General features: G+C 47.0%; 23 protein-coding genes and 1 other annotated feature. Of the genes, 1 reads left to right on the top strand and 22 read right to left on the bottom strand.

From position 1 onward, the window contains the following. Window positions 1-38: 38 nt before the first annotated feature. The 7 genes from carB to lspA form a co-directional block, all read right to left on the bottom strand. On the bottom strand, window positions 39-3,254 hold the full coding sequence (gene carB / locus MMB75_RS02695) for a carbamoyl-phosphate synthase large subunit (protein WP_016821525.1): 3,216 nt from the start codon (window positions 3,252-3,254) through the stop codon (window positions 39-41). A 1-nt stretch (window position 3,255) separates the two neighbouring features. Then, on the bottom strand, window positions 3,256-4,392 hold the full coding sequence (gene carA / locus MMB75_RS02690; protein WP_016821526.1) for a glutamine-hydrolyzing carbamoyl-phosphate synthase small subunit: 1,137 nt from the start codon (window positions 4,390-4,392) through the stop codon (window positions 3,256-3,258). Window positions 4,393-4,453: 61 nt separating this feature from the next. Next, window positions 4,454-5,776, bottom strand: coding sequence for a dihydroorotase (locus tag MMB75_RS02685; RefSeq protein WP_031461768.1), 1,323 nt, complete (start codon window positions 5,774-5,776; stop codon window positions 4,454-4,456). 60 nt (window positions 5,777-5,836) lie between these two features. Then, window positions 5,837-6,751, bottom strand: coding sequence for an aspartate carbamoyltransferase catalytic subunit (locus tag MMB75_RS02680; protein WP_016821528.1), 915 nt, complete (start codon window positions 6,749-6,751; stop codon window positions 5,837-5,839). 2 nt (window positions 6,752-6,753) lie between these two features. Beyond that, window positions 6,754-7,314 (bottom strand): bifunctional pyr operon transcriptional regulator/uracil phosphoribosyltransferase PyrR, encoded by a 561-nt coding sequence (gene pyrR / locus MMB75_RS02675; protein WP_016821529.1) that lies wholly within the window; start codon window positions 7,312-7,314, stop codon window positions 6,754-6,756. A 509-nt stretch (window positions 7,315-7,823) separates the two neighbouring features. Next, on the bottom strand, window positions 7,824-8,795 hold the full coding sequence (locus tag MMB75_RS02670; protein WP_031461769.1) for an RluA family pseudouridine synthase: 972 nt from the start codon (window positions 8,793-8,795) through the stop codon (window positions 7,824-7,826). 1 nt (window position 8,796) lies between these two features. Beyond that, entirely contained in the window at window positions 8,797-9,288 is a 492-nt protein-coding gene (gene lspA, locus MMB75_RS02665; RefSeq protein ID WP_013372070.1) for a signal peptidase II, read from the bottom strand. 234 nt (window positions 9,289-9,522) lie between these two features. On the opposite strand from lspA, the gene MMB75_RS02660 reads away from it, so the two are divergent. Next, the gene (locus MMB75_RS02660) at window positions 9,523-10,263 is read left to right on the top strand and encodes a TraR/DksA C4-type zinc finger protein (protein WP_016821531.1); all 741 of its coding nucleotides are present in this window, start codon (window positions 9,523-9,525) and stop codon (window positions 10,261-10,263) included. Between the two features lie 12 nt (window positions 10,264-10,275). Here the strand turns inward: MMB75_RS02660 and MMB75_RS02655 are convergent, their stop codons facing one another. The 15 genes from MMB75_RS02655 to MMB75_RS02585 form a co-directional block, all read right to left on the bottom strand. Continuing rightward, window positions 10,276-10,668 (bottom strand): DUF5665 domain-containing protein, encoded by a 393-nt coding sequence (locus MMB75_RS02655; RefSeq protein WP_026065489.1) that lies wholly within the window; start codon window positions 10,666-10,668, stop codon window positions 10,276-10,278. Window positions 10,669-10,808: 140 nt separating this feature from the next. Next, window positions 10,809-13,898: an isoleucine--tRNA ligase gene (gene ileS / locus MMB75_RS02650; protein ID WP_045244393.1), complete on the bottom strand. Its 3,090-nt coding sequence runs from the start codon at window positions 13,896-13,898 to the stop codon at window positions 10,809-10,811. Window positions 13,899-13,976: 78 nt separating this feature from the next. Beyond that, window positions 13,977-14,255, bottom strand: a binding site (T-box leader). Window positions 14,256-14,425: 170 nt separating this feature from the next. Then, window positions 14,426-14,935 carry a DivIVA domain-containing protein gene (locus MMB75_RS02645; protein ID WP_013311075.1) on the bottom strand — a complete coding sequence of 170 codons (510 nt, stop codon included), beginning with the start codon at window positions 14,933-14,935 and terminating at the stop codon, window positions 14,426-14,428. A gap of 172 nt (window positions 14,936-15,107) precedes the next feature. Beyond that, on the bottom strand, window positions 15,108-15,890 hold the full coding sequence (locus tag MMB75_RS02640) for a YlmH family RNA-binding protein (protein WP_017428125.1): 783 nt from the start codon (window positions 15,888-15,890) through the stop codon (window positions 15,108-15,110). A gap of 8 nt (window positions 15,891-15,898) precedes the next feature. Beyond that, on the bottom strand, window positions 15,899-16,156 hold the full coding sequence (locus tag MMB75_RS02635) for a YggT family protein (protein WP_013372075.1): 258 nt from the start codon (window positions 16,154-16,156) through the stop codon (window positions 15,899-15,901). A gap of 7 nt (window positions 16,157-16,163) precedes the next feature. After that, window positions 16,164-16,616: a cell division protein SepF gene (locus MMB75_RS02630; protein WP_013372076.1), complete on the bottom strand. Its 453-nt coding sequence runs from the start codon at window positions 16,614-16,616 to the stop codon at window positions 16,164-16,166. Then, window positions 16,607-17,308, bottom strand: a complete 702-nt coding sequence (locus MMB75_RS02625) for a YggS family pyridoxal phosphate-dependent enzyme (RefSeq protein WP_017428126.1) — start codon at window positions 17,306-17,308, stop codon at window positions 16,607-16,609. Before MMB75_RS02625 ends, MMB75_RS02630 begins: the two co-directional genes overlap by 10 nt. Window positions 17,309-17,316: 8 nt before the next feature. Beyond that, the gene (gene pgeF / locus MMB75_RS02620) at window positions 17,317-18,201 is read right to left on the bottom strand and encodes a peptidoglycan editing factor PgeF (RefSeq protein ID WP_026065490.1); all 885 of its coding nucleotides are present in this window, start codon (window positions 18,199-18,201) and stop codon (window positions 17,317-17,319) included. Window positions 18,202-18,283: 82 nt separating this feature from the next. Further along, the gene (locus tag MMB75_RS02615; RefSeq protein WP_173426158.1) at window positions 18,284-18,628 is read right to left on the bottom strand and encodes a YlmC/YmxH family sporulation protein; all 345 of its coding nucleotides are present in this window, start codon (window positions 18,626-18,628) and stop codon (window positions 18,284-18,286) included. A 112-nt stretch (window positions 18,629-18,740) separates the two neighbouring features. After that, window positions 18,741-19,523, bottom strand: a complete 783-nt coding sequence (gene sigG, locus MMB75_RS02610; protein WP_013372080.1) for an RNA polymerase sporulation sigma factor SigG — start codon at window positions 19,521-19,523, stop codon at window positions 18,741-18,743. A gap of 96 nt (window positions 19,524-19,619) precedes the next feature. Next, window positions 19,620-20,360, bottom strand: a complete 741-nt coding sequence (sigE, locus tag MMB75_RS02605) for an RNA polymerase sporulation sigma factor SigE (RefSeq protein ID WP_013372081.1) — start codon at window positions 20,358-20,360, stop codon at window positions 19,620-19,622. A 104-nt stretch (window positions 20,361-20,464) separates the two neighbouring features. Continuing rightward, the gene (spoIIGA, locus tag MMB75_RS02600) at window positions 20,465-21,451 is read right to left on the bottom strand and encodes a sigma-E processing peptidase SpoIIGA (protein ID WP_031461773.1); all 987 of its coding nucleotides are present in this window, start codon (window positions 21,449-21,451) and stop codon (window positions 20,465-20,467) included. A gap of 191 nt (window positions 21,452-21,642) precedes the next feature. Next, window positions 21,643-22,767, bottom strand: a complete 1,125-nt coding sequence (gene ftsZ / locus MMB75_RS02595; RefSeq protein ID WP_013372084.1) for a cell division protein FtsZ — start codon at window positions 22,765-22,767, stop codon at window positions 21,643-21,645. A gap of 67 nt (window positions 22,768-22,834) precedes the next feature. Beyond that, entirely contained in the window at window positions 22,835-24,106 is a 1,272-nt protein-coding gene (gene ftsA, locus MMB75_RS02590; RefSeq protein ID WP_031461774.1) for a cell division protein FtsA, read from the bottom strand. A 199-nt stretch (window positions 24,107-24,305) separates the two neighbouring features. Continuing rightward, window positions 24,306-25,070, bottom strand: a complete 765-nt coding sequence (locus MMB75_RS02585; protein WP_017428129.1) for a cell division protein FtsQ/DivIB — start codon at window positions 25,068-25,070, stop codon at window positions 24,306-24,308. Between the last annotated feature and the right edge of the window lie 3 nt (window positions 25,071-25,073).

Below are 25,073 nucleotides of genomic sequence, written 5' to 3'. Positions count from 1 at the left end.
CCCATTACCACTTATTTTGCTTATCTATTCATAACGCGTTAGTTGCTCAGAACTGGCATCGATTCGGATGTGAAGTTAATCGTCTCCAGCATTTTTAACAGAGCGCGCACTGTATCCAGCGAGGTCATGCAGACAATGCCGTTTTCAACTGCTTCACGGCGGATGCGGAATCCATCACGCTCTGGCGTTTTGCCTTTGGTGAGCGTGTTGAAGACAAAGTTGGCTTCACCTGTACGGATCATATCCAGAATATTCGGATTGCCCTCACTTAGCTTGTTAACAGTGTTCACTGGAATGTGGGCCTGTTCCAAGGCTGCTGCCGTTCCACCTGTAGCAATAATTTTGTAGCCCAGTCTATAAAAGCCCTGCATCAGCTCGACCGCTTCTTCCTTATCCTTATCCGCTACTGTGATGATGATCGCCCCAGTAGATGGAATTTTCATACCTGCGCCTACGAGTCCTTTGTACAATGCTTTCGCATACTGGATATCGCGTCCCATAACTTCACCTGTAGATTTCATTTCAGGCCCCAGTGTTGGCTCTACACGACGCAGCTTGGCAAAGGAGAATACAGGAACCTTAACCGAGACATAATTACTTTCAGGCCATAGTCCTTCTGTGTAGCCTGCATCTTTGAGCTTACCGCCCAAAATGGCCTGTGTCGCCAGGTTAGCCATCGGAATATTCGTTACTTTGCTTAGGAAAGGAACCGTCCGTGAGGAACGAGGGTTAACCTCGATGACATACACCTCATCTTGATGAATGACGAACTGAATGTTTACCAGACCAATCGTTTTCAATTCCTTGGCGATGCTGATCGTAATGTCCACGACTTTTTGCTTCAGCTCGTCAGACAAGTGTTGTGGCGGATACACTGCGATCGAGTCACCTGAGTGAACCCCTGCCCGTTCCACATGTTCCATAATCCCTGGTACTAGGACCGTTTCGCCGTCACAGATGGCGTCAACCTCAACTTCTTTGCCCAGCATATAACGGTCGATGAGCACAGGATGTTCCGGATTGATTTTAACCGCTTCTTCCATGTACCGCAGCAATTCCGTATCTGAGTACACAATTTCCATAGCGCGTCCGCCCAGGACGTAGGATGGACGTACCAGAACTGGGTACCCCAATGCTTGGGCAGTTCCTACCGCTTCATCTACCGACGTGACCGTATTGCCTTTAGGCTGGGCGATAGCAAGGCGAGACAGCAGCTGTTCGAACTTTTTCCGGTCTTCTGCTTCATCGATACTTTCCAGACTCGTACCCAAAATATTCACGCCTGCCGCACTAAGTGGTGCTGCGAGGTTAATCGCCGTTTGACCGCCGAACTGGACGATGACACCAATCGGTTTTTCCTGCTCGATGACATTCATTACATCCTCGAAGAAAAGTGGCTCAAAGTAGAGACGGTCAGATGTGTTGAAGTCTGTAGATACAGTCTCCGGATTGTTATTAATAATTACCGCTTCGTAACCCGCTTTTTGAATAGCCCACACCGCATGCACAGTGGAGTAGTCAAATTCAATCCCCTGCCCGATTCGGATGGGTCCTGAGCCGAGTACGATGACTTTCTCTTTGTTAGATGGAATCACTTCGTTTTCCACCTCATAAGAGGAGTAGTAGTACGGAGTTGTGGCTTCAAACTCGGCCGCACACGTATCTACCATTTTGTAGACAGGACGCAGGTTTTGATTTAGACGGAATTCACGAACCTCGGGTTCGGTTGTCATACTCTTGCGTTGACCCATACTGCGAATCTCAGCAATGGAGCGGTCAGTAAATCCTTTTCGTTTGGCCTGATAGAGTGTTTCATAAGTCAACTCAGACTCTTCTGCGATAGTGGATTCAAATTTGACAATTCCCTCTACCTTGTCGAGGAACCACCAATCAATTTTAGTTATATCCTGAATATCTTGTTGCTTCCAGCCACGACGGAATGCCTCGGCTACCAAGAACAAGCGTTCATCATCTGCTTTACTCAGACGATCCTTAAGCACCTCATCAGATAGTTGATCGGCACCCTTTAGATGCAGGCGATGTACACCAATTTCCAGAGAACGAACCGCTTTATGGATTGACTCTTCAAATGTACGTCCGATGGCCATGACTTCACCGGTTGCTTTCATTTGTGTGCCAAGTTTGCGGTTGGCAGAAATGAACTTGTCAAATGGCCAGCGTGGTATTTTACTCACGATGTAATCCAATGTCGGCTCAAAGCAAGCATACGTTTGTCCCGTTACCGGATTCACAATTTCATCCAGTGTGTAGCCTAGTGCAATTTTGGCCGCCATTTTGGCAATCGGATATCCGGTCGCCTTGGAAGCCAGTGCCGAGGAACGACTCACCCGTGGGTTGACCTCAATCACGTAGTATTGATAGCTGTGCGGATCCAGTGCAAACTGTACATTACAGCCGCCTTCGATATTGAGGGCGCGGATAATTTTGAGAGAAGCGGAGCGCAGCATCTGATACTCACGATCTGACAGCGTCTGGCTCGGCGCTACGACGATACTGTCACCAGTGTGCACGCCGACCGGATCGAAGTTTTCCATATTGCAGACCACGATACAGTTGTCATTGCCGTCACGCATGACTTCATATTCGACTTCCTTCATACCTGCGATACTTTTTTCCACTAAACATTGTCCGATTGGACTGTAACGCAAGCCAGAGCTTACGGTTTCACGCAATTCTTCTTCTGTGGCGCAGATCCCACCGCCTGTACCTCCCAGCGTATAAGCCGGTCGAACGATAATGGGATAACCGATTTCGTTAGCAAATTCCAGCGATTCTTCCAATGTCGTTACAATTACACTCTCCGGCACGGGCTGTTCCAACTCACGCATCAGGTCGCGGAACAAGTCCCGGTCTTCGGCTTTTTCAATTGAATTCAGTTGAGTTCCCAGCAGCTTAACGTTTTCGCGCTCCAACACCCCTGCGCGAGCCAGTTCCACTGCCATATTCAGACCTGTCTGTCCTCCCAGTGTAGGAAGTAGACCATCTGGACGCTCCTGACGGATAATCTGTGTTACAAAATCCAGTGTAATCGGCTCGATATATACTTTGTCTGCCATATTGGTGTCTGTCATGATGGTTGCCGGGTTACTGTTAATCAGTACTACCTCGACGCCTTCTTCTTTGAGCGCTTGACAAGCTTGTGTACCAGCGTAATCGAATTCTGCTGCCTGACCAATAACGATAGGACCGGAACCGATCACGAGTATTTTTTTAAGTTCTGTATTTTTCGGCATATTAGCGCTCTCCTCTCACTGCGGCGGCGATAGCAGCCTGACGCGGTTGCTTTGGTTGATTTCTTTTGTGTTCACGAATCATATCCAGAAAGCGGTCAAACAGGTAGCCATTGTCGTAAGGGCCAGGTGCAGCCTCTGGGTGATATTGCACCGAAAACGCAGGATATTTAGTATGTTTAAGACCCTCGATCGTTTTATCGTTGTTATTAATATGCGTCACTTCAAGCTCAGTTCCTTGGATCGAATCCTCATTCACTGTGTACCCGTGATTTTGTGATGTAATGAAGCAACGGCCGCTCTCCAGTTCTTTCACCGGATGGTTACCACCGCGATGTCCAAATTTCAGCTTTTCCGTATCTGCTCCCGAAGCTAAGGCAAACAACTGGTGTCCCAAGCAAATCCCGAAAATAGGGTATTCTCCTAGCAGTTCAGCCACCGTACGGACAGCATGTGGTACGTCTTTCGGATCTCCAGGACCGTTGGACAGCTGTATACCGTCTGGATCTAAGCGACGAATTTCTTCGGCCGTCGTATCATGCGGAACGACAACCACATCGCAGTCCCGTTTATTCAGTTCGCGCAGGATGCCGCTCTTGGCACCATAGTCAATCAATACGATCCGTTCTCCGTTGCCAGGGCTGCTGTACGGATGAGGTGTAGAAGTCAAAGGAACCTGATTGCGCAGTTCTTCTATGGTCATGTCGGACATCATTTCTTTTAGTTCTTCCACCGGCTGGGAACCAGTCGTCAAAATGCCCTTCATTGTGCCGTGATGGCGAATAATCCGGGTGAGCATGCGGGTGTCGATGTCGCTAATGCCAATGATGCCATATTCCTTCAGCAAATCGCCCACGCTGTATTGAGCACGCCAGTTACTTGGCGCCGGCTCGTAATGTCGAACAGCAAAGCCATGAACATAAGGCCGTACCGATTCAAAATCATCACGAGTAATTCCATAATTACCAATCAGCGGGTAAGTCATGGTTACGATTTGTCCGCAATAAGAGGGATCCGTCAGCACCTCTTGATAGCCTGTAATCCCTGTGTTGAAAACGACCTCGCCTGTTTTTTCACCTTCCGCACCAAATGATGTGCCTGTAAACAGCGTGCCGTCCTGAAGTAACAATCTTGCCTGCATCCCGTCTCACTCCTCTATTTTGTTTCCTGCTATAAGGTTCTATTTTTTAAGTAGTTGTGTATTATTTTGCTTCGTCAGCAGACCATACCAGTTTGCCGTCTACCCAAGTTTTTACCGGCCAGCCTTTGAGCTTCCAGCCTGTAAAAGGAGTGTTGCGTCCTTTGCTGGCAAACGTTTGTGGATCAACTGCCTGTTCCTGCTCCAGATCAATCATGGTCAGATCAGCGGGTGCTCCCTCTTCCAGACGTCCTGTATCAAGGCGGAAGACACGCGCTGGGTCAGTCGTCATACGGCGCACCAGAAAGTCCAGCGTCCATTTCCCGGTAGCTACGAATTTGGTGTACAGCAGTGGAAAGGCCGTTTCAAATCCGACGATTCCAAATGGCGCCAGCTCCAACCCTTTTGCCTTCTCTTCCTCGCTGTGTGCTGCATGGTCAGTTACGATGATATCAATCGTTCCGTCCTCCAGCCCCTCGATGCATGCCTGTACATCACGCGGGGAACGTAGTGGAGGATTCATTTTCCAGTTGGCATCCAGCCCAGGAATGTCCTCATCGGACAATACCAAGTGATGCGGGCATACCTCAGCAGTGACTTTGATGCCAAAAGATTTTGCATGGCGAATCAACCGCACCGATTGCTCTGTGCTGACATGGCATACATGATAATGTGCCCCGGTTGCCTCGGATAGCAGGATGTCACGCCCAACATGGATCGCCTCGGATTCATTGGGGATACCTTTAAGTCCGTGACGCTTGGCAAATTCACCGTCCGTCACCGCTGCTCCTACAACAAGTGTGTTATCTTCACAATGTGCAATGACTGGCATATCCAGCGCTTTGGCTCGTGACATGGCATCTTTCATCATTTGCGCACTCTGCACTCCGACTCCGTCATCAGTAAAGCCGATTGCACCTGCTGCTTTGAGCGCTTCAAAATCCGTCAGTTCTCGTCCCAGTTCGTTTTTCGTGATGGCTGCGTAAGGAAGTACCTTGGCCAGCCCAGCCTCTTGCCCCTTTTTCAGCACCAGCTGAACCGTGTCTACATTGTCCGTAACCGGACGTGTGTTCGGCATGCAGGCAATCGTGGTAAATCCACCTTTCACCGCAGCGCGGCTACCTGTTTCAATGGTTTCTTTATATTCAAAGCCAGGTTCTCTCAGATGCACATGCATGTCGATTAGACCGGGGATGACCAGTTTTCCCTGGGCGTCGATTTTTTCGACTTCGAGCTCTTGCCCAGATGCCCCTTCTTCCACAAGTAGGCTAACACCGGCATCCGCATTGGCGATAGCTAAAATTTTTCCGTCGGCAATTAGGATGGATTTCAATTCAGCCTCGCCCTGCTCGTTCAATACGCTTGCATTCATAATTAATTGTTTCATCTGAAATATTCCTCCGCTCAGGTTTTTTGCAACTTTTTCCTACGATCCTGCTGACAGCTTCTACAGCTTCATTGCCCGTTCCATAACCGCCATGCGGATCGGAACCCCGTTGGCCATTTGCGGAAAAATTCGCGATTGCTCGCTTTCCACAACTGCACTGTCGATCTCCACGTTTCGATTCACTGGAGCCGGGTGCATGATAATTGTTCCGGACTTAAGGCTTGCTGCTCTTTCTTCTGTCAAACCGTACTGCTCTCGGTACTCATCCGCTGAGCGCAACATTCCTTCGGCATGCCGTTCCAGCTGGACCCGCAGCATCATGACTACGTCTGCCTGCAATGCTTCTTGCATCGGCACATAAGGCGCGTACGTTGCAAGATCAGATGCCTGCATATTGTCTGGTGCACAGAAGCTAACCTCGGCTCCGAATTTTTGCAAGGCCCACAGATTCGAGCGAGCTACACGGCTGTGCAAAATGTCTCCTATGATGGATACTCTCAAGCCTTTAAGCTCACCGAAAGTTTTGCGCATGGTGTAGAGGTCTAGCAAAGCCTGCGTTGGATGTTCATTGTTGCCGTCTCCCGCATTAACCAGCGGAACACTGACCTTCTCAGCAAGCTCTTGCAGCACTCCGGCTGGCTTTAAGCGAATGACTCCAGCATCAATGCCCATGGATTCAAGCGTACGCACAGTATCGTAAATGGACTCCCCTTTTTCCACACTGGAAGCCGCAGCGGAAAAGTTCAAAACCTGAGCGCCGAGTCGCTTCTCCGCCATTTCAAAGGAAAAGCGTGTGCGTGTACTATTTTCAAAAAACATGTTGGCCGCGAAGCGTGACTGTAGGACTGGAATCAGTTTTTGCGGCTGTGATTCCCAATACTGAGCACGATCCAGAATCGACTCAATTTCATTTCGGCTAAGTTCTTTTAATCCGAGCAGGCTACGTTCTCTAAGTTGACTGGCTGTTGTGATCATACCTATTCCCCCCGGTTCTGAATGATCGTCACTTCGTCCTTACCGTCCGTCTCCTGAAGTGCAACTACGATTTCCTCAGATTTGGAGGTCGGGATGTTCTTGCCGATGTAATCCGGACGAATCGGAAGCTCACGGTGTCCGCGATCTGCTAGCACAGCCAGCTGGATCATTTGCGGTCGTCCGCAGTCCATCAATGCATCCATCGCCGCGCGAATAGTGCGGCCTGTGTACAGCACATCGTCAAAGAGAATGACTTTCTTATCATGAACCGATACGTCAGCGGGATTCATCAAAAGCTCTTTTCCATTTCCTTTAGCCTCGGCAACGCTGCTCCGGTCATCCCGGTAGGCTGTGACATCTAGCTCTCCCCATGGAATTGGTGCGCCTTCAATTTCAGCAATTTTTTCAGCCAAGCGCTGCGCCAGATGAACTCCGCGTGTTCGAATACCTACGAGTACGCAATCGTCAATACCCTTGTTTTTCTCCAAAATTTCATGTGCAATCCGCGTTAATGCCCGACGAATCGCAATTTCATCCATCAGTACATGTGTTTCAATACTCATGCTTCCAGCCTCCTCAGGTGATGTTCCCTTCAGACCTGGTCCCGTGTTCGGATACAAAAAAGACTCCTTGCCCAAGTTTGGCAAGGAGTCTCGTATGAACAGTCTTCCACTGTTCTCCGATCTGTCGGACACACTGAAGACATACCGCCGCAGCGGATGCACTGATCAGTGATCCATTCACGTTACCTTGCCAGCCTCACGGGACTGATTTAAAGGTGCTATTCAGGATTTCCTTTGTCCTGTTTCTCATAGTGTGAGATGGTTAACCATCTCTCGGACAAAGTCCATCGCAACTACAAGAAGTATGACAGATTGAAAATCTCGTGTCAACACCCGTTCAACCGGAACCACCGGAAGCACTTTAATAATTATACATCCTAATTGTATAATTATCCATAGTTGTTTTTACCCATTCCTATTCAGACAATAAAAAAACCGCCATTTAGGCGGTTATACTTAATAATTTATTCAAGTTTTTGAATAGGAAAGCAGAGCAAATCATCATTATTTTAGCGACTACGCAAGGACGTTAATACGTCCTCCATATCAGGAGGGATCGGTCTGCTAAATTCTAAGTACTCTCCAGTAGTTGGATGCTTAAATCCCAGAACCGCTGCATGCAGCGCTTGGCCATCCATACGAACCCCTTTACTGCGTCCATACATAGGGTCGCCAACCAATGGATGTCCAATGAATTTCATGTGAACACGAATTTGGTGTGTCCGTCCTGTCTCCAATTGAAGTTCAAGCAGGGTATAATCACCTAACCGTTCAATGACGAGAAAATGGGTAACTGCATGCTTGCTGTTGCGTTCCGTAACCGTGAACAATTTACGGTCACCTGAATCACGACCAATCGGAGCATCTACGGTTCCCTGATCGTGACTCAAATGACCGTGGACCAATGCTATATATTTCCGAGTCACGCTATGATCCTTCAGCTGTGCTGCAAGTGATGCGTGGGCCTGATCATTTTTAGCTGCCATCAGCAGTCCTGATGTATCTTTATCAATACGGTGAACAATACCAGGACGTAATTCCCCGTTAATGCCGGAAAGGTCATGGCAGTGGTACATCAGTGCGTTGACCAGTGTTCCCGAGGAGTGTCCTGGTGCAGGATGCACAACTAGACCACGTTGCTTGTTAATGACAATAACGTCCGAATCCTCGTATACGACATCTAGCGGAATATTTTCCGGCATAATATCTACACTTTCTGGTTCAGGTACCGATAGTACGATATGATCTCCTTCAGCCAGCTTGTAGTTCGCTTTGACCGCCGCACCGTTCACCAGTACCCGACCATTCCCGATCCACAGCTGGATCTGGGAACGAGACACTTCCTTCATTTCTTCGGCGATGTATTTATCTATACGTGTTTTGACATCCCCTGAATCCGCTGTCCATTCCAGAGATTCACCCTCCAGTTCGTCCTCATAAGACAGACCTATGGCTTCGCCGTTTTCATTCACTTCGTTCATGCTATGACTTCCCTTCAACGCTATCATTGCCATTCCCTTTTTCCCGACGCGATTCCAGCAATGTATCCAAAATAATCAGTGCAACACCGATGACAATTGCCGAGTCTGCCACATTAAAAATCGGGAATGTGTAGCTTCCAAAATTGAACTGTGCAAAATCAACTACTTCTCCAGAAATAGCTCGATCCAAAAAATTACCAACCGCTCCCCCAAGCACCAAACTTAGCGCAACAGGAAGTAGTTTTTGCCCAGCTCTGACCGTTTTTCTCAGGTACCATACGATACCGATCACAACTACAATTGTAATCACGATAAAAAGCCAGCGTTGCCCTTCCAAAATCCCAAAAGCGGCTCCGCGATTACGATGAGAGGTGATTAAAAAGAAATTGCCGATGACTGGTATTTGCTCGTACAATTCCATCCGCGTAGCCACCAAATATTTGACACCCTGATCAATCAAAAAAATAATTAGCGCAATACCAAAATAAATCACAGTCCTTCGTCACTCCGATCCGCTTATATCCGTTGTCGAACCCATTTATTGTAGCATAAGCCTTCTCAGATCGTCCACGAGTCCTGCAAGCTATCGAGCATAGTCCTTAAATGGAATGAACTCAATCACATTTGATTAGAATTTCCTATGTAAAAGAGGTCTTCCCGGTGCACACTACAAGGAGCATACCTGACACATTGCATGCATGTAAATCTAGAACAAGGAGAGGATTCCATGTCCCCATTGACGGAGCAACAATTGCAGGGCTTGCGTAACGAACTGCTGGAACGCAAAAAGGAAATTGAGCATCGTTTGCAAAACAACGACCATTATGGACTCGGCGATTCTCAACGCGACCAAACCGGTGAGCTTTCTCCCATCGATAACCATCCAGGCGATCTAGCTACCGAAACCTATGAGCGAGCCAAAGATATTTCCTTACTGGAGCATGACGAGTTTCAATTGGAACGTATCAAATCAGCCTTGATGGCTATGGATAAGGGAACCTATGGCATTTGCGCCGCCAGCGGCAAACCCATCCCCTATGAACGCCTGTTGGCTGTTCCCTATACCATTTATTGCAAAGAGTACAGTCCTGAGACAGAAGTATCCAACAACCGTCCGGTGGAGGAAGAATTTCTCGCTCCCGCGTTCGGTAGAACAAGCCTGGATGAGCGTGAAGAACAAAACGGCTTTGACGGTGAAGATGCTTGGCAGATCGTTGAAAATTGGGGAACCTCTAACACCCCGGCCATGGCGGAAAGTGGTGAAATCCACCGCTATGATGATATGGAAATTGAAGCTGGCGATGATAATATGGGCTTCGTAGAACCATATGAAAGCTTTGTCGCTACTGACATTTATGGCAGAAATGTATCCATTGTCCGCAGTTCTATTTATCAGCGTTATATAGAAGATGGCGAGGGTGAAGGTCTGCTGGAGCCAGATTTGCACGAGGACGAATCGGAAGCTTAAAAGTGAAACGCCCTAGTAGGTAGTAAGCTCTAATTGTCGCTGTACGATCCGTACAATATCAGCGATATAATCACCGATAATCGGCAAATTCAACGCTCCGAGCACTTGCAGCACATAAATTATGGTAGCGGCAAAAAAAGTAAACCCTAGCGCAATGCCGATTCCACGGGAAACACCTGATATTAGGTTTAGCCAAAGTAATCGCCAAGGCTTATTCAGCAGCAAAGCGTAATCTGCAATACGTGTTCGTTCCATCTGCTCTGATACAGCTTGCACCAGCTTTTCCACACGACTTAGTTTCTCTGCCTGGTCACCTGCTATTCCCTTATCTGAGGCTATGGCGGCCCCTTCTCCGTTCATCCCTCGGAGACTCCTTCCCAGTCTGCGCCTTGACCGTGCTGTCATATGCACAATCCCCCTTTTCCCATGGCTGCCCCGAAAGCAGCAAACGAGCCGAAGCACGTAACGGAGGAAACCCGTTTCCGATGCTTAGGCTCGTTTTTATATGCTGCCTGTTATTGTATTATGGGACAGGGGGCTTGTAATTATTCCCCAATATGAACGCCGATCGTTTTGCCATTCACTTCTACATGTTCCGCTGGTTCGGCTTGACCAAATGTCACCGTGGTTACCAATACGTTCTCACGCAACACAGAGTCGAAGCTTTCGATCGCCTGACGCAAGTCGTTGTCTACATCCAACGTCAATGCTACATACTTTTCAATCGGCAGATCCAGCTTTTTGCGGTAGTCTTGTACCGCACGAACCACTTCACGTACCCAGCCCTCTTGCTCAAGCTCCGGTGTAATGTCTGTGTTCAACGCTACCGTTAAGCCATAGCCAGAAGCAGAAGCGAAGCCTTCTTTCGCTTTTTTCTCCACCAGCAATTCCTCAGCTGTAACTTGCAACTCTTCTCCTTCTGGAGAAGCCACGTTCAGTACCCCTTTTTCTACAACAGAACGAGTTTCTTCAGCAGACATTCCCTTGAAAAGATTTTGTAGGAATCCGACATTTTTGCCGTATTTCTTGCCTGCCACTTTCAAATTCAGCTTCAATGTAAAATCTACAAATCCGCTATCGTCCGTCTCAACATGAATATGCTTCACATTGATCTCATCTTTGATAATTTCCTCATAGCCACCCAGGTCAAAATCCTGATCCATAGACAGAATCAACTCAGACAACGGTTGACGTGTTTTCAAACCCGTTTCGTTACGGACATTACGTGCTAATTCAACGACGCGACGTGCCGTTTCCATATCTCGCTCCAGTTCCAGATCAATTAAGGATGCATTGGCAGACGGATAGTCATCCAGATGAACACTTTCCCCATTGCTCAGGTTGAGGTAAATATCCTCAGCAAGCAGCGGTGTGAACGGTGCAAGCAGCTTCGCCGTCGTTAACAGCACCTCCGTCAGTGTGCGGTACGCATCCAGCTTATCTTCTGTAAGCCCGTTACCCCAGAATCGATCACGTGAACGACGGATATACCAGTTACTCAGTTCATCCACAAACGACTCAATCGCTTTGGCAGAGTTCAGGAAGTCATTGACAGACAATGCTTTGTCCACAACCAAAATTAAGCTGTTCAGACGGGACAAAATCCAGCGATCCAATTTGTGTGCCGATGGCTTGAACGGATGCTGTGCCGGATCAAATCCGTCAATATCTGCATACAAAGTCAGAAATGCGTGTGTATTGACAAGCGTATCTACCAGCTTCGATTTAGCTTCGCCTACGATGCCTTTGGAAAAACGTTTGCTATTCCATGGTGCGCTATCGGAGAGCAATGCCCAGCGGAAAGCGTCTGTACCGTACTCGTCAATTACTTCCCACGGATCGATAACATTGCCCTTCGATTTGGACATTTTCTGACCCTGCTCATCCAGTACATGGCCTGTTGCCATGACAGCTTTGTAAGGAGCTTTGCCAGTCAGCATAGTCGAAACCGCAAGCAAGCTATAGAACCAGCCACGAGTCTGGTCAATCCCTTCACAGATCATATCTGCTGGAAATTGCTGCTCGAACGTTTCATTATTCTCAAAAGGATAATGATGCTGTGCAAACGGCATAGAACCGCTATCGAACCATACGTCGATGACTTCCGGTGTGCGAGTCATTTCGTATTTACCGCATTGGCTACGAACCTTGATATCATCTACATATGGTTTGTGTAGCTCGATATCCGCCGGCACGTCCCCAATCGCACGTTCTCTCAACTCAGCAATACTGTGGGGTGCGAACTGTTCTCCAGTTTCCTCACAAACCCAGATATTAAGCGGTGTACCCCAATAGCGATCACGACTGATGTTCCAGTCCACCAGTTCCTCCAAAAACTTGCCAAAGCGTCCTTCGCGTACATGACCTGGGTACCATTCAACTTCGCTGTTGTTGGCAATCAGTTGATCCTTGATCGCAGTTGTTTTGATAAACCAGCTGTCCATAGCATAGTACAGTAATGGAGTATCGCATCGCCAGCAGAACGGATAGCTATGCTCGTATTTTTCCTTGCTGTACAGCAAACCTTTTTCGGATAGCATTTTCACAATATCTACATCGCAATCTTTCACAAAACGGCCTGCAAAATCAGTGATTTCAGCTACATAGTTACCTTCAAGATCCACTACGTTGATAAACCCAACACCATTTTCACGACATACGCGATAGTCATCCTCACCATGTGCCGGAGCCATATGAACGATACCTGTACCGCTGGAGTCTGTTACGAACTTCGCACCCAGAATTTGGTTACCCTTTTCCACCTGAAAATAAGTAAATGGCGGGGTATAGGTTTGGCCTACCAGTTCAGAACCCGATAGTGTGCCAATCACTTCATGATCACCTTTAATTACGGTCTCAACCAGATTTTTAGCAACGATGTATACACCATCTTCTTGCTTCACACGTGCGTATTCCAGCTCAGGGTTGACAGCGAGCGCCACGTGGCTCGGCAAGGTCCAAGGTGTTGTCGTCCAGGCCAGTACATATTCACCACTGCTATGCAGCTTGAATTTGGCCGTGGCACTCAGATCCTTTACATCTTTGTAGCCCTGTGCTACTTCATGGGAACTTAGCGTCGTCTGACAATCCGGGCAATACGGACTCACACGATGACCACGATACAGCAGGTCTTTCTCATGAATCGTCGCCAAAATGTTCCATACGCTCTCGATATAGTTATTGTCCAAGGTAATGTACGGGTGATCAAGGTCTGTCCAGTATCCGATCGCTTCGGTTAAATCGCGCCATTGCTGCTCGTATTCAAACACGCTCGCTTTACATTTTTTAATAAATTTCTCAACACCATATTCTTCAATTTCAGGTTTGTGGGAGATCCCCAGTTGCTTTTGCACACCCAGTTCCACCGGCAGGCCATGCGTATCCCAACCCGCCTTCCGTACGACACGATATCCCTTCATAGTCTGATAGCGGCCGACGAAATCCTTAATTACGCGACCCAGCACATGACCGATGTGTGGTTTGCCGTTAGCTGTTGGTGGGCCCTCATAAAACACAAAATTGGGCTTTCCTTCACGATTGGTAATGGATTTACGGAATGTGTCCTCCTGTTTCCATTTGCTCAGGATGCGTAGGTCACGTGACCGTGCTTTTTCTTTAACATCCACTCTGTTCATAACGTTATACTTCCTCTCTGCTCATCATTGATTGTTCTAGCGCACTTAAAAAAGCAACAAAAAAAGCCCCATCCCTGTAAAAGGGACGAGACTGTGCTCGCGTTACCACCCTGATTCCGTAAATAGACCAATCTAAAAAGACGATCTTGTCACGACTCTCTGAGCCCTACTCTACTTCAGCAGGGCGCCATTATAACGCATGGCAAACGGTGATCGCTTACACACGCCCCAAGTTTAAGCGCTTCAGCTCACTTCTCCGGGAGGATCTTCAGTCATGTTCTGAACGTTGGCTTGCACCGGTAGGCCAACTCTCTGAGGGACAAATCATGACGTACTCGTTCCCATCAACGAATTAAACATGTTAAATTCATCGAAATCTTAAATCAGCAACATCGTTGCCTTGAATAACAACCATCAACCGATAGACGGATAATCGTTGAATTCAGTATAGTATTTACAGTTATAGCCTGTTTAAAGATAAAAGTCAACCCTAACAAGACCTAATATAAGCTTGTCAGAAATCAAAATTAGTAAATTTCTTTCATTTCACGCTCGCGCTCCAGCACTTCGCGTTCACGGTTTTCAAGTGCTTCCCAGCCATCTTGGCTTAACAAGTCGAGCTGCGCTTCCACCAATGTACGAAACCGTGCTCGGTAAATTGAAGCCTGTTTTTTCAGCTCTTCAACCTCCAACGCGATTTTACGGGATTTGGACAATGCTTCGTTCACAATACGATCCGCATTTTTTTCCGCTTCCTTCACGATCAGTTGAGATTCTTTCTTGGCGTTGTTGCGAACTTCATCAGCTGCTTCCTGCGCGACAATAATTGTCTTGCTCAGTGTATCCTCAATCGTCGCGAAATGATCGAGCTTCTCCTGTACGTTCAACAACTGGGTGCTCAATTCTTTATTTTCACGGATAACGCCCTCGTAGTCCTTGATCACCTGATCCAAAAATTCATTAACCTGATCCTCGTCATAACCGCGAAGCCGGCGGGCAAATTCCTTATTATGTATATCCAATGGCGTTAATGGCATGCCGTCCACCTCCTATAAGATTGACAAAAAATTCATTTTCCGCGTCACGACGCTCAATATCATCTATCGGTCATCATACCCCGTTTTGTGAATACTGTACAGAGCAAAATCGTTCCAGTTCAACGCTATAGGTTAATTCTTTCGACAGAAATCTCATGAATCCTGCCTTCAGCTATACAAACTTACCAATTTTGACACGGAATCTACCCTTTTTTGTCATCCCGTCTGTTTCAAGCACTTTAAAACGCCCAAATCCCTGCATGGAAATAACGTCCCCAACTTTAAGTGAAGTCGATGGATTCTCCTCCACCTTCCAGTTTACCCGACATCGTCCCGCTCGAATCGGTGTTAATATTTTACTGCGGCTCAATTTGTAGACGTCACTAGCAATCCCGTCCAGGCGCAAAGAAGCCACCGTCAGATCCATCGCCTCTAATGCAACTTCCTTCGTTCGGAGACTTGCTACTGGCAACAGTTCTGTCCATACATGAACACGATGTACCTGCTGCAAATGCATGGTCATAAAATCTCCAATCTCTGACGCCACCAATACATGACACCCATCATCCAGCACATGAATGTCCCCGATTTTTCCACGCTTGATTCCAAGCCCCAAAATGGCACCTAGATAATCACCGTGCTCAAGGGTATTGATTTTATGATCATCAGAAGTGATGGACAGGACCTGAATTCCCATTTCCTCATCGTCCAAATACGAATAATCGGGCGCAATCAGCGCCCGCTTTCGTTCCGAAGCCATGTATCCGCCATCTACCCTAATCGTGACCTTGTCTTCCTTCGAAGCAAGTGTCTCCAATATGTACTGTTGCCGCGGATCCAAAAAATCAGTCAGCTTCTGCTCATGATAAGCTCCCGCATGACTGATCCATTCGGAAGCACGATCCACATAATCCCGTTCATCCGGGTGAAAATGCTCATAAATCTCAGTCCGCATAAATCCTCCTAGACGAAATTGCCGATTAAAGAAATCAAACCGTACGATGCAAAACGCAGAGCAATCAGCGCTACGATAGGTGAAATATCAATCATCCCGAAGATTGGCGGTATAAACCTGCGGAAAGGAGACAAATATGGCTCCACAAACCTGGCAAGTAAATCACCGATCACACTCTCTCTGGCATTAGGAAGCCATGACAGCAGGACATATGCAATGATCATGTACGAATAAATCTGAAATAGCCAGTAAATTACCTCGATCAAGAAAAGCTCACCTCATTCTGTTAAGTTCTTGTTCAGTGTCAGCCAGTATCTCCGTAATGGAGCCTTGAATTTCAACCGTATCCGGTGTGCACAGAAAAATATTGTTACCGACCTTCGAAATGCCGCCACTCAGTGCATACACAGTGCCACTCAAAAAATCAATGATGCGTAGCGCCTGATCCTTGCGAATTCGTTGCAAGTTAACCACGACGGTCCGGTGGGAACGGATATGGTCGGCGATTTCCTGTGCTTCATCGTAAGAACGCGGCTCATACAGAACAACTTTCACATTTTTTTGTGAATGGATGCTGACAACATTCGTGCCCTTCTGGTTCTTACGTTTATCAAAGCTTGGGGTTTCAATTTCTTGATCTTCCGGCGTATTCATAACCTCTCGCTCTATAACTTCCTCTTCTTCCTGAAGGCCCAGAAAGTTCATGAACTTATTCATTACGCCCACTGAAAATCCTCCTCTCGTCCGACCAGTACGGAACCAAGCCGCAACCAAGTCGCTCCTTCTTCAACCGCCACTTCAAAATCATTGGACATCCCCATAGACAAGTGAACGATAGGTTCTCTAGTCAAAGCTTGTCCATTTAACCGATCACGCAGTTCACGTAATCCCCGAAACACAGGTCGAGTATGTTCTGGGTTTTCCTCATGAGGAGCCATGGTCATCAGGCCGATTACATCCACATGTTCCAACTCGCGAATTTGTTCTAGGAAAGGGGCAACTGCCTCGGAGGATAAGCCGTATTTTGAAATTTCCCCAGAAATATTGACTTGCACAAAAGCTTTGACTCGCAGTCCCAAAGCGGCTGCCTTCTTGTCCAATTCCTGAGCAAGCGATAAGCGATCAAGCGAATGTATAAATTTAAATTTTCCAATTACATCTTTAACCTTATTCGTTTGGAGATGACCAATAAAATGCCACGTTCCCCGATCACCCAACTTGCTCCATTTATCCGCAGCATCCTGCCAGCGATTTTCGCCCACATGCTCCAAGTCGTTATCCAATACGGATGCCATTGCCGCCGCCGAAACATATTTCGTGACAGCGATCACATTTACTTCATCACGCGAACGTCCGCTACGGGCACATGCCGCTTCGATACGGGCGTTAACTTCTTTAATTCGTTCCTCCAAAGACACGGGAGGACTCACCTCTCTTCCAGACCAATCCAACTCGCCATTCTTCCTGTAACGCCGCCTTCCTTGCGATATGAAAAAAATAAATCGCTGCGGCTACTCGTGCACAAGGTAGTACATTCGATATGGCTCGGCAATATTCCTGCTTTCATCATAATGTGTCGATTGCATTGTTTCAAGTCGAGTAGTGTTTTTCCACCAGTTAAGGGGAAATAAACAGAACCTTCCCATTTATCATTACCCGGGCAATCATGCTCTAAAACCCGGATTTGATTCATCACATGCTCATCTACCTCATAGGATTCAGGACCAATAGAAGGACCAATAGCTGCTAGTATATCGGACGGCTGAGATCCATATTCAGTTTGCATGGTCTGTACCATTTTCAACGCAATCTCCGCAACTGTTCCCTTCCAGCCTGCATGCGCCAATCCAATCACACGATGCACGGGATCACAAAAATATAAGGGTACACAGTCCGCATAAAAGGACGTCAGCAAAATGCCTGGTATATTCGTCAGAAGTCCATCTGTGTCCTGAAAAGCTGATGCACGATCCATAAAGCCTCGCCCACGATCAGCAGCGTGGACAACAGCAACATGATTACCGTGGACCTGTTCGCCGCACGTCCACGCTTCAGCAGCAAAACCAAGCTGCTCAGCAATTAATTGGCGATTGCGAATGACTTTCTCCGGGTCATCCCCTACATGAAACGCACAGTTCAGATTATCGTATGGCGCTTCGCTGACACCGCCATGACGCCCTGTAAACCCCACTGTTAATCCCTGAACCTGCCGCTCCCAAGATTGGATATATAACAACTCTGGCACGGGACGTCCGCCATCTTGCATGGGCGTAGTCCCTCTAGCCTCGGTATTCACTATAAACGGTTCCATTTCGTTCTCACCTCTACTGCCCAGTGTACCAAAAAGCCGCCGCTGTGTCTTCACAACATACTAAATTACGTGTACCTGCTGTTCAAAAGCCCCGTCGGTCATTCCGCTCCTGACGTTCGATATAAGACTTTTCCTCCCTCTCATCCGGCGGCTCATGCAATCCCTCCAGTCGAACAAGCACAACATCCGAACCAATTTTCACAATGTTGCGCCACGGAATAACCAATTCGCTTCCCCCTCCAAACCAACCCATGAATCGGCTGCTGCCCGGAACCACAATAGCTTCAATTTTCCCTTGTCGTACATCAATCTCCAGATCACTGATTTGTCCTAGACGTCGTCCATCTACAATGTTAATGACATCCTTGGTTTGAAACTCGGAAATTTTCATGGCTCTTACTGACGTTTCCGGTGCATTCACACGCATCACATCCTTTATTTCACTATATGAGTGGGAGAGCCCAAAAAATGTCCTGCAAACGCAAAAACGATCCACACGGGATCGTTTTTATCACTGAATCATTCAAGCATTCATTTCATTAGGACTTTACATGTTTTTGCATTTGCTGTATAGCCGACTTCTCTAATCTCGAAACCTGGGCTTGAGAGATACCGATTTCGTCGGCAACCTCCATTTGCGTCTTTCCTTCATAAAAACGCATAGACAATATCATCTTTTCACGCTGGCCCAGGCGATGCATCGCTTCCCGGAGAGCGATTTCCTCAATCCATGAGACGTCTTTATTTCTGTCATCACTGATCTGATCCATCACATAGATTGGGTCGCCCCCGTCGTGATATATCGGCTCGAACAGCGAAACTGGATCCTGAATCGCATCCAATGCGAACACAACATCTTCTTTAGGCACGTTCAGCACCTCTGATATTTCAAAAATCGTTGGTTCCCGCGAGTTCAGATTTGTCAGACTGTCCCGCACCTGAAGCGCCTTATATGCAATATCCCGCAACGAACGGGACACACGGATCGGATTGTTATCCCGCAAATAACGGCGGATCTCTCCGATGATCATCGGCACCGCATAAGTGGAGAACTTTACGTTTTGCGAAAGGTCAAAATTATCAATCGCCTTCATCAGGCCGATGCATCCTACCTGGAACAAATCGTCCACAAACTCCCCCCGATTGTTAAAACGCTGAATCACACTCAGGACGAGCCGGAGATTGCCGTTGACCAATTTTTCTCTGGCTGATCGTTCATTATTTTGCTGAAGTGATGTGAACAGCTCGCGCATCTCTGCATTGGTTAATACCGGCAGTTTGGCGGTATCCACACCGCAAATTTCCACTTTGTTTCGGGTCATCGTGTCTTACCTCCCAAGGAGCAACATTAATGTACATTATCTCCTGAGGGCATTTTTTTATTCGCCGTTTCCATCGCTTCCGGATATCCCCAAGCATTATACCATTTTATTGAATTCTTTTCGTAAGCGCTTTATAATTCGTTTTTCCAGACGCGAAATATACGATTGCGATATACCCAGCAGGTCAGCAACATCCTTCTGTGTCTTCTCTTCTCCGTCTTGTAAGCCGAAGCGCAGTTCCATAATCAAACGCTCTCGATCCGTCAACTTATCCAGTGCCTTATGCAATAATTTACGATCTACTTGCTCCTCAATATTACGGTAAATGGTATCATTTTCCGTGCCCATCACATCGGAAAGCAACAACTCATTACCATCCCAATCGATATTAAGAGGCTCATCAAAAGAAACTTCCGTTCTTGTTTTGCTATTACGACGCAAATACATTAAAATCTCATTTTCAATGCATCGAGATGCATAGGTGGCAAGTTTGATTTTCTTCTCTGGATCAAAAGTGTTCACCGCTTTGATCAGCCCAATAGCACCGATGGATACGAGATCCTCAATGTTGATTCCCGTATTTTCAAATTTACGGGCGATATACACGACTAACCGCAAGTTTCTCTCAATTAGCATCGACCTCACTGCTGCATCTCCAGAAGAAAGCTTTCCAAGCAAATACTCTTCCTCGTCTCTTGTTAATGGAGGGGGGAGCGCCTCGCTACCGCCAATATAATAAATTTCTTCACTTTTCAGCCCGAATAAAAATAAAATACGATAATATTGCAGTTGCCATGCTAGCCTAAATTTCATCTTTAAATTCATTTGTTCCCTCATATCATTCTCCCCCTTTTGGAAATAGTACAAGTCTTACTGGCTCCGTCCATTTCAGCATCGAATGTTTCTCCTCGTCTTTAAACCTTGTCCTGTACTCTTCTCCATTATCCTGATTCTGTAAAATGATCACTAGCATATGCTTCTCGTTTCAAGCTTGAATCAGCACCCCCCTCTTCGTGTGCCGTCACATCTGGATGGATGATGGCATGGTATTTGCCCTCTGCCGACAACTTTCCCCCGTCCAAGCCAATCAGCACTCGATGATGTACAAAATGAATCCCATTCATCACCACCTCTACTCGATCTGGTTTGAGTGCGAGCATAAAGGAATGACTTTTGTTAATTCCACGATAGGGAACGAGACGAACACGATCCTGCCAGTTGAACGGTTCCTCCCCCAGATCCATCACTAGTTGATCAGCATTACCCTCAGAACATTTTTGGAGCCAGGAAGCGGGTAAATACGATTCCCACAAAGCCGCCTCCATCACCATTACTGGGGTTCGGGTCAAAGGATCTTGCAGTTGGTTACCTGTATCCAACAAGCCTGTACACTCAATATGATCCTGCCCAATCCACACCTGTACTTGCCCCAAAAAGCCACTCATCCTTTCTGTGCGCTGCTTCGAGGACTGCACAATACGAAAGAAAAGCATCACTCCGCCAAATGCGCATAAAATAAACCAGAATGCGATTTTCAATTCAAAAGACATTCCACCTGATGCGGTATACCAGATGCCATTAAACAATTCCCCCGTATTTTGGAGAAAATAATGCATCCCCAAAATGCCACCTGCTGCTACAAAATTGATCATGTAAAAGGCACCCATTGTACGAAGATACTTTTGCATGCTGCCAAAACCAAAGGCCACCAGCAGCATGATGACCGATAAGGCCAGCTTGATTAGAAACGTAAATAAAAATGACAGTTCCGGCACAAACATCATGACTACGTACATTGCGCCAATTCCAGCTGAAGTCATCAATCGCCACCACACTGGACGAATCTTTCTCATCCAGGCGGTGGCCATTAGCAACACAGCATCAATGAACAAATTGGCCAAGAAAATTAAATCGATATAAACAACCAAGGATTCACCCGCCCAGCATTTTGCAGGATAGGCTTAAGTATAGTAGTCATATGATTCAAAGTCTGTCTAACGGTGGGGACGGTGTCCGACTAATTTTGTCGGAAAGAGGAGAAGCACTGGCCGTACGGGATGCGGAGAAAACAGAAAGAAGCCCGCATCTCCAAAGAGGATGCGGGCTGTCTAGATATAAACTAGTTATCGTTATTATTATTGCGTGAACGGTTACGTAAGAATGTCGGAATATCCAATTGGTCACTGCTTTGAGTGTTACCGAATGGACGCAAGTTAGGAGAGGACTTTTCCGTTGCTTCGGAAGCCGCTGGGTTAGCTGCTGGTCTACGTCCCGGTGCTGGTTGGCTCGGCTTACCTTCAAAACCAGTGGCGATCACGGTAACCTTAATCTCTTCTTTCAAGTCTTCATCAATGATAGCACCGAAAATCATGTTCACTTCCGGATCGGAAGCTGATGTTACAATTTCAGCCGCCTCATTGACTTCGTATAGAGACAAATTGGTGCCGCCAGTGATGTTCATAATGACACCACGCGCACCTTCTATGGATGTCTCTAGCAACGGACTCATGATAGCCTTGCGCGCTGCTTCAGCCGCACGATTTTCACCCGTCGCTTCGCCAATCCCCATCAACGCGGAACCACGCTCCGTCATGATCGTTTTTACGTCAGCGAAGTCAAGATTGATCAGACCCGGTACAGCGATCAAATCCGAAATACCTTGTACGGCCTGACGTAGAACATTATCTGCTTCACGGAATGCTTCCAGCATCGGAGTTTTCTTGTCCACAATTTCAAGCAAGCGATCATTCGGGATTACAATCAAGGTATCTACTTTTTCTTTCAATCCCTCAATGCCAAGTTCAGCTTGATTGGAGCGTTTACGCCCTTCAAATGTGAATGGTCGGGTTACCACGCCTACAGTCAGCGCACCGCACTCCTTAGCAATTTCAGCAATGACAGGAGCCGCTCCGGTTCCTGTACCGCCACCCATTCCCGCAGTTACGAATACCATATCCGCGCCTTTGAGCGTATTCATAATGAGCTCACGCGACTCTTCAGCCGCTTTTTTACCCACGTCAGGGTTAGCCCCGGCACCCAAACCACGAGTCAGCTTATCGCCAATTTGAAGCTTATGCTCAGACTTCGCCAAGTGAAGCGCCTGGGCATCTGTATTGACAGTAATAAACTCTACACCCTGAACTCCATTTTCGATCATTCGGTTAACCGCATTGCTGCCGCCGCCTCCGACGCCGATCACTTTAATTTGAGCCAAGCTCTCCATTTCAAAATCAAATTCCAACATACTATTCCATCTCCCCCTCAATGTGCATGGATGGCCCGTCCATGATTGGCATAATTAGCAATGAACGTTATATAAATTCACTGAACATATTTTTTAAGCGTTCAATCAACCCCTGCTTCTGCTCGCCTTCCGTAACGGGACTGCTGCTCTTGGTTCGGTTAGTCGGCTTCTTGGTACTACCGCCACTGTTGCTAACACTAGTCGATCTCCCGCGATAGTAACGAATAGCATTATGCAAGATACCAACTCCGCTCGTGTATCCCGGATCCCTTACACCGATAAAATCAGGTACAGCGATCCTTACGGAAGCGGCCAGTTCGCTTTGTGCCACCTGAAGTACACCAGGCATGGAGACGGTGCCTCCGGTAAGTATATAACCCCCCGGAAGCTCTGTGTAACCCAAGCGCTTAACTTCCGCCTGAATGAGTTGAAAAATTTCCTGTACTCTCGGCTCAATAATAGCAGCCAAATCCTGTTGGTTGAACTCCTTATCTACATTACTGCCGATACGGGTCACTTTAAAGACGACATCGGCTGCTGCATCATCATACCAAGCGCAGCCGTATTTGAGTTTAACTTTTTCGGCTTGATCGGTAAGGGTTCTCAGTCCGTAGGCAATATCATTGGTTACAAATTCTCCGCCGATTGGGAGTGTTGATGTGGCAACAATCGTTCCTTCCTGGAAAATGGCCACATTCGTAGAACCTGCACCAATATCCACCAGCACGGAACCCATCACCTTTTCATCCTTCGAAAGAGACAACTGTCCAGCTCCGAGAGGCAACAAGACGAGATCTTTAATCCTCAGGCCAGCTTTCTCAACGCAGCGCAACAGATTATGTATTGGGGTTTTGCCTCCAGTAACAATCGTAGCCTCTACTTCGAGACGAACACCGATCATACCACGAGGGTCCTGAATTCCTTCAAGGCCATCCACGACATACTGCTTGGCTACCACGTCAATAATTTCTCTCTCCGGTGGTACAGCAATTACTTCTGCTGCCTTCAGTACACGTTCAATGTCCTCCTCACCGATTTCACGGTCCTCGTTGGACACGGCTACTACGCCATGACTATTTTGCAGACCAATATGGTTGCCTGAGATCCCCACATACACTTCTGTTATTTGAATACCAACCATGCGTTCTGCGTGATCCACGGCGTTACGGATTGATTGCACGGTTTGATCAATGTCTACAATTGCACCTTTGCGAATCCCTTCCGAGTCGGCAGATCCAACTCCAATAATATTAAAGGTTCCATTATTCATTTCCCCAATAATAGCCCGAACTTTGGATGTACCGATGTCCAAACTAACAATGATGTCATTGTTGCTCAAGTCTGTGGCACCTCCTGACTCCAAAATGAATTTCGTTCTTTAAACACACTCTGTACATATTCAACATACTCCATGCTTTCCCTCTTTTTTCTACAAATTTTTTAGAAGCCAATTTATGGTTGCAGTCACATAAAAATTTGAAGAAAAAAGAAGGAGGCAAGTCTATTACCCATAAAATCAATTCTAGCATTTTTTCACATCACTGAGTAGTATCTTTTTCTTGGCCCTCTTCGCTCGTATCGGGTTTGAATGGAACGTAGGAATCCGCCTCCAGCATTGTGATCACACCAGGCTCTTCTGTTTCTAGCACCTGGTTCAGATAGCTGATTTTAGAGTTCAACAGTGAAACAGTTGTAATAACCTCAAACTGGGAACGCGTGTACATTTTTATACGGTCTGGAAAAGAAGGAATCGGCGCCGGAATGATTTCCGAAATATCAGCTGTCCATTCTCCCGGAATGCGTGATAAAGCATCACACAGCTTCGCTTTGTAGGGATCATCTGATTTCCATTTAGTCAAAATAGGCTTTTCAACCGCTATCCCACTGCTTCCTACGCCCACGCTTGTCCCATTTGCTAGAATAGCACGCAGGCTACCGTCACTTTGCAACTCGTAAGCTACTGTAGCAAACTCCTTAATGTGAATCGTAATGATGCCCGGAAACTGCTTGTCCACTGTGACTTGCTGAATCGACTGAATTTCCCGCAGCTTCTCAGAGACGTCGGAAGCACTGACTCCGAAATATTGATCTCCGACAGCGAGACCACTTCGATTGAGAAGTTGCTCCCGGGTCGAAAATACATTACCATCAAAACGAATTTCAGAAACCTGACTCAACGAAGAACGGAAAAAGAGAACAGCGAGCAGTACAATAAACAACAAAATGAGAAGAATAGCAATCTTCCGGCTTGTTCTTTTTTTCGTTCTGTTCTTTTTAAGAACAGGTATTTGAGCATTTGGCATAGC

Origin of the sequence: Paenibacillus sp. P2(2022), from assembly GCF_029522175.1 — a bacterium.
GTDB lineage: Bacteria > Bacillota > Bacilli > Paenibacillales > Paenibacillaceae > Paenibacillus > Paenibacillus polymyxa.
This window is presented reverse-complemented; position numbering and strand designations above follow the sequence as displayed.

Excerpts from the sequence above, each read along its gene's own strand:
- MMB75_RS02615 (WP_173426158.1), bottom strand. The coding sequence starts at position 18,628 with ATGCGTGTGAATGCACCGGAAACGTCAGTAAGAGCCATGAAAATTTCC.
- ftsZ (WP_013372084.1), bottom strand. The coding sequence starts at position 22,767 with ATGTTGGAATTTGATTTTGAAATGGAGAGCTTGGCTCAAATTAAAGTG.
- MMB75_RS02660 (WP_016821531.1), top strand. The coding sequence starts at position 9,523 with ATGTCCCCATTGACGGAGCAACAATTGCAGGGCTTGCGTAACGAACTG.
- MMB75_RS02645 (WP_013311075.1), bottom strand. The coding sequence starts at position 14,935 with ATGCCATTAACGCCATTGGATATACATAATAAGGAATTTGCCCGCCGG.
- MMB75_RS02655 (WP_026065489.1), bottom strand. The coding sequence starts at position 10,668 with ATGACAGCACGGTCAAGGCGCAGACTGGGAAGGAGTCTCCGAGGGATG.
- MMB75_RS02640 (WP_017428125.1), bottom strand. The coding sequence starts at position 15,890 with ATGCGGACTGAGATTTATGAGCATTTTCACCCGGATGAACGGGATTAT.
- MMB75_RS02685 (WP_031461768.1), bottom strand. The coding sequence starts at position 5,776 with ATGAAACAATTAATTATGAATGCAAGCGTATTGAACGAGCAGGGCGAG.
- MMB75_RS02670 (WP_031461769.1), bottom strand. The coding sequence starts at position 8,795 with ATGAACGAAGTGAATGAAAACGGCGAAGCCATAGGTCTGTCTTATGAG.
- carB (WP_016821525.1), bottom strand. The coding sequence starts at position 3,254 with ATGCCGAAAAATACAGAACTTAAAAAAATACTCGTGATCGGTTCCGGT.
- carA (WP_016821526.1), bottom strand. The coding sequence starts at position 4,392 with ATGCAGGCAAGATTGTTACTTCAGGACGGCACGCTGTTTACAGGCACA.
- pgeF (WP_026065490.1), bottom strand. The coding sequence starts at position 18,201 with ATGGAACCGTTTATAGTGAATACCGAGGCTAGAGGGACTACGCCCATG.
- sigE (WP_013372081.1), bottom strand. The coding sequence starts at position 20,360 with ATGAGGGAACAAATGAATTTAAAGATGAAATTTAGGCTAGCATGGCAA.
- ileS (WP_045244393.1), bottom strand. The coding sequence starts at position 13,898 with ATGAACAGAGTGGATGTTAAAGAAAAAGCACGGTCACGTGACCTACGC.
- MMB75_RS02680 (WP_016821528.1), bottom strand. The coding sequence starts at position 6,751 with ATGATCACAACAGCCAGTCAACTTAGAGAACGTAGCCTGCTCGGATTA.
- sigG (WP_013372080.1), bottom strand. The coding sequence starts at position 19,523 with ATGACCCGAAACAAAGTGGAAATTTGCGGTGTGGATACCGCCAAACTG.
- MMB75_RS02585 (WP_017428129.1), bottom strand. The coding sequence starts at position 25,070 with ATGCCAAATGCTCAAATACCTGTTCTTAAAAAGAACAGAACGAAAAAA.
- pyrR (WP_016821529.1), bottom strand. The coding sequence starts at position 7,314 with ATGAGTATTGAAACACATGTACTGATGGATGAAATTGCGATTCGTCGG.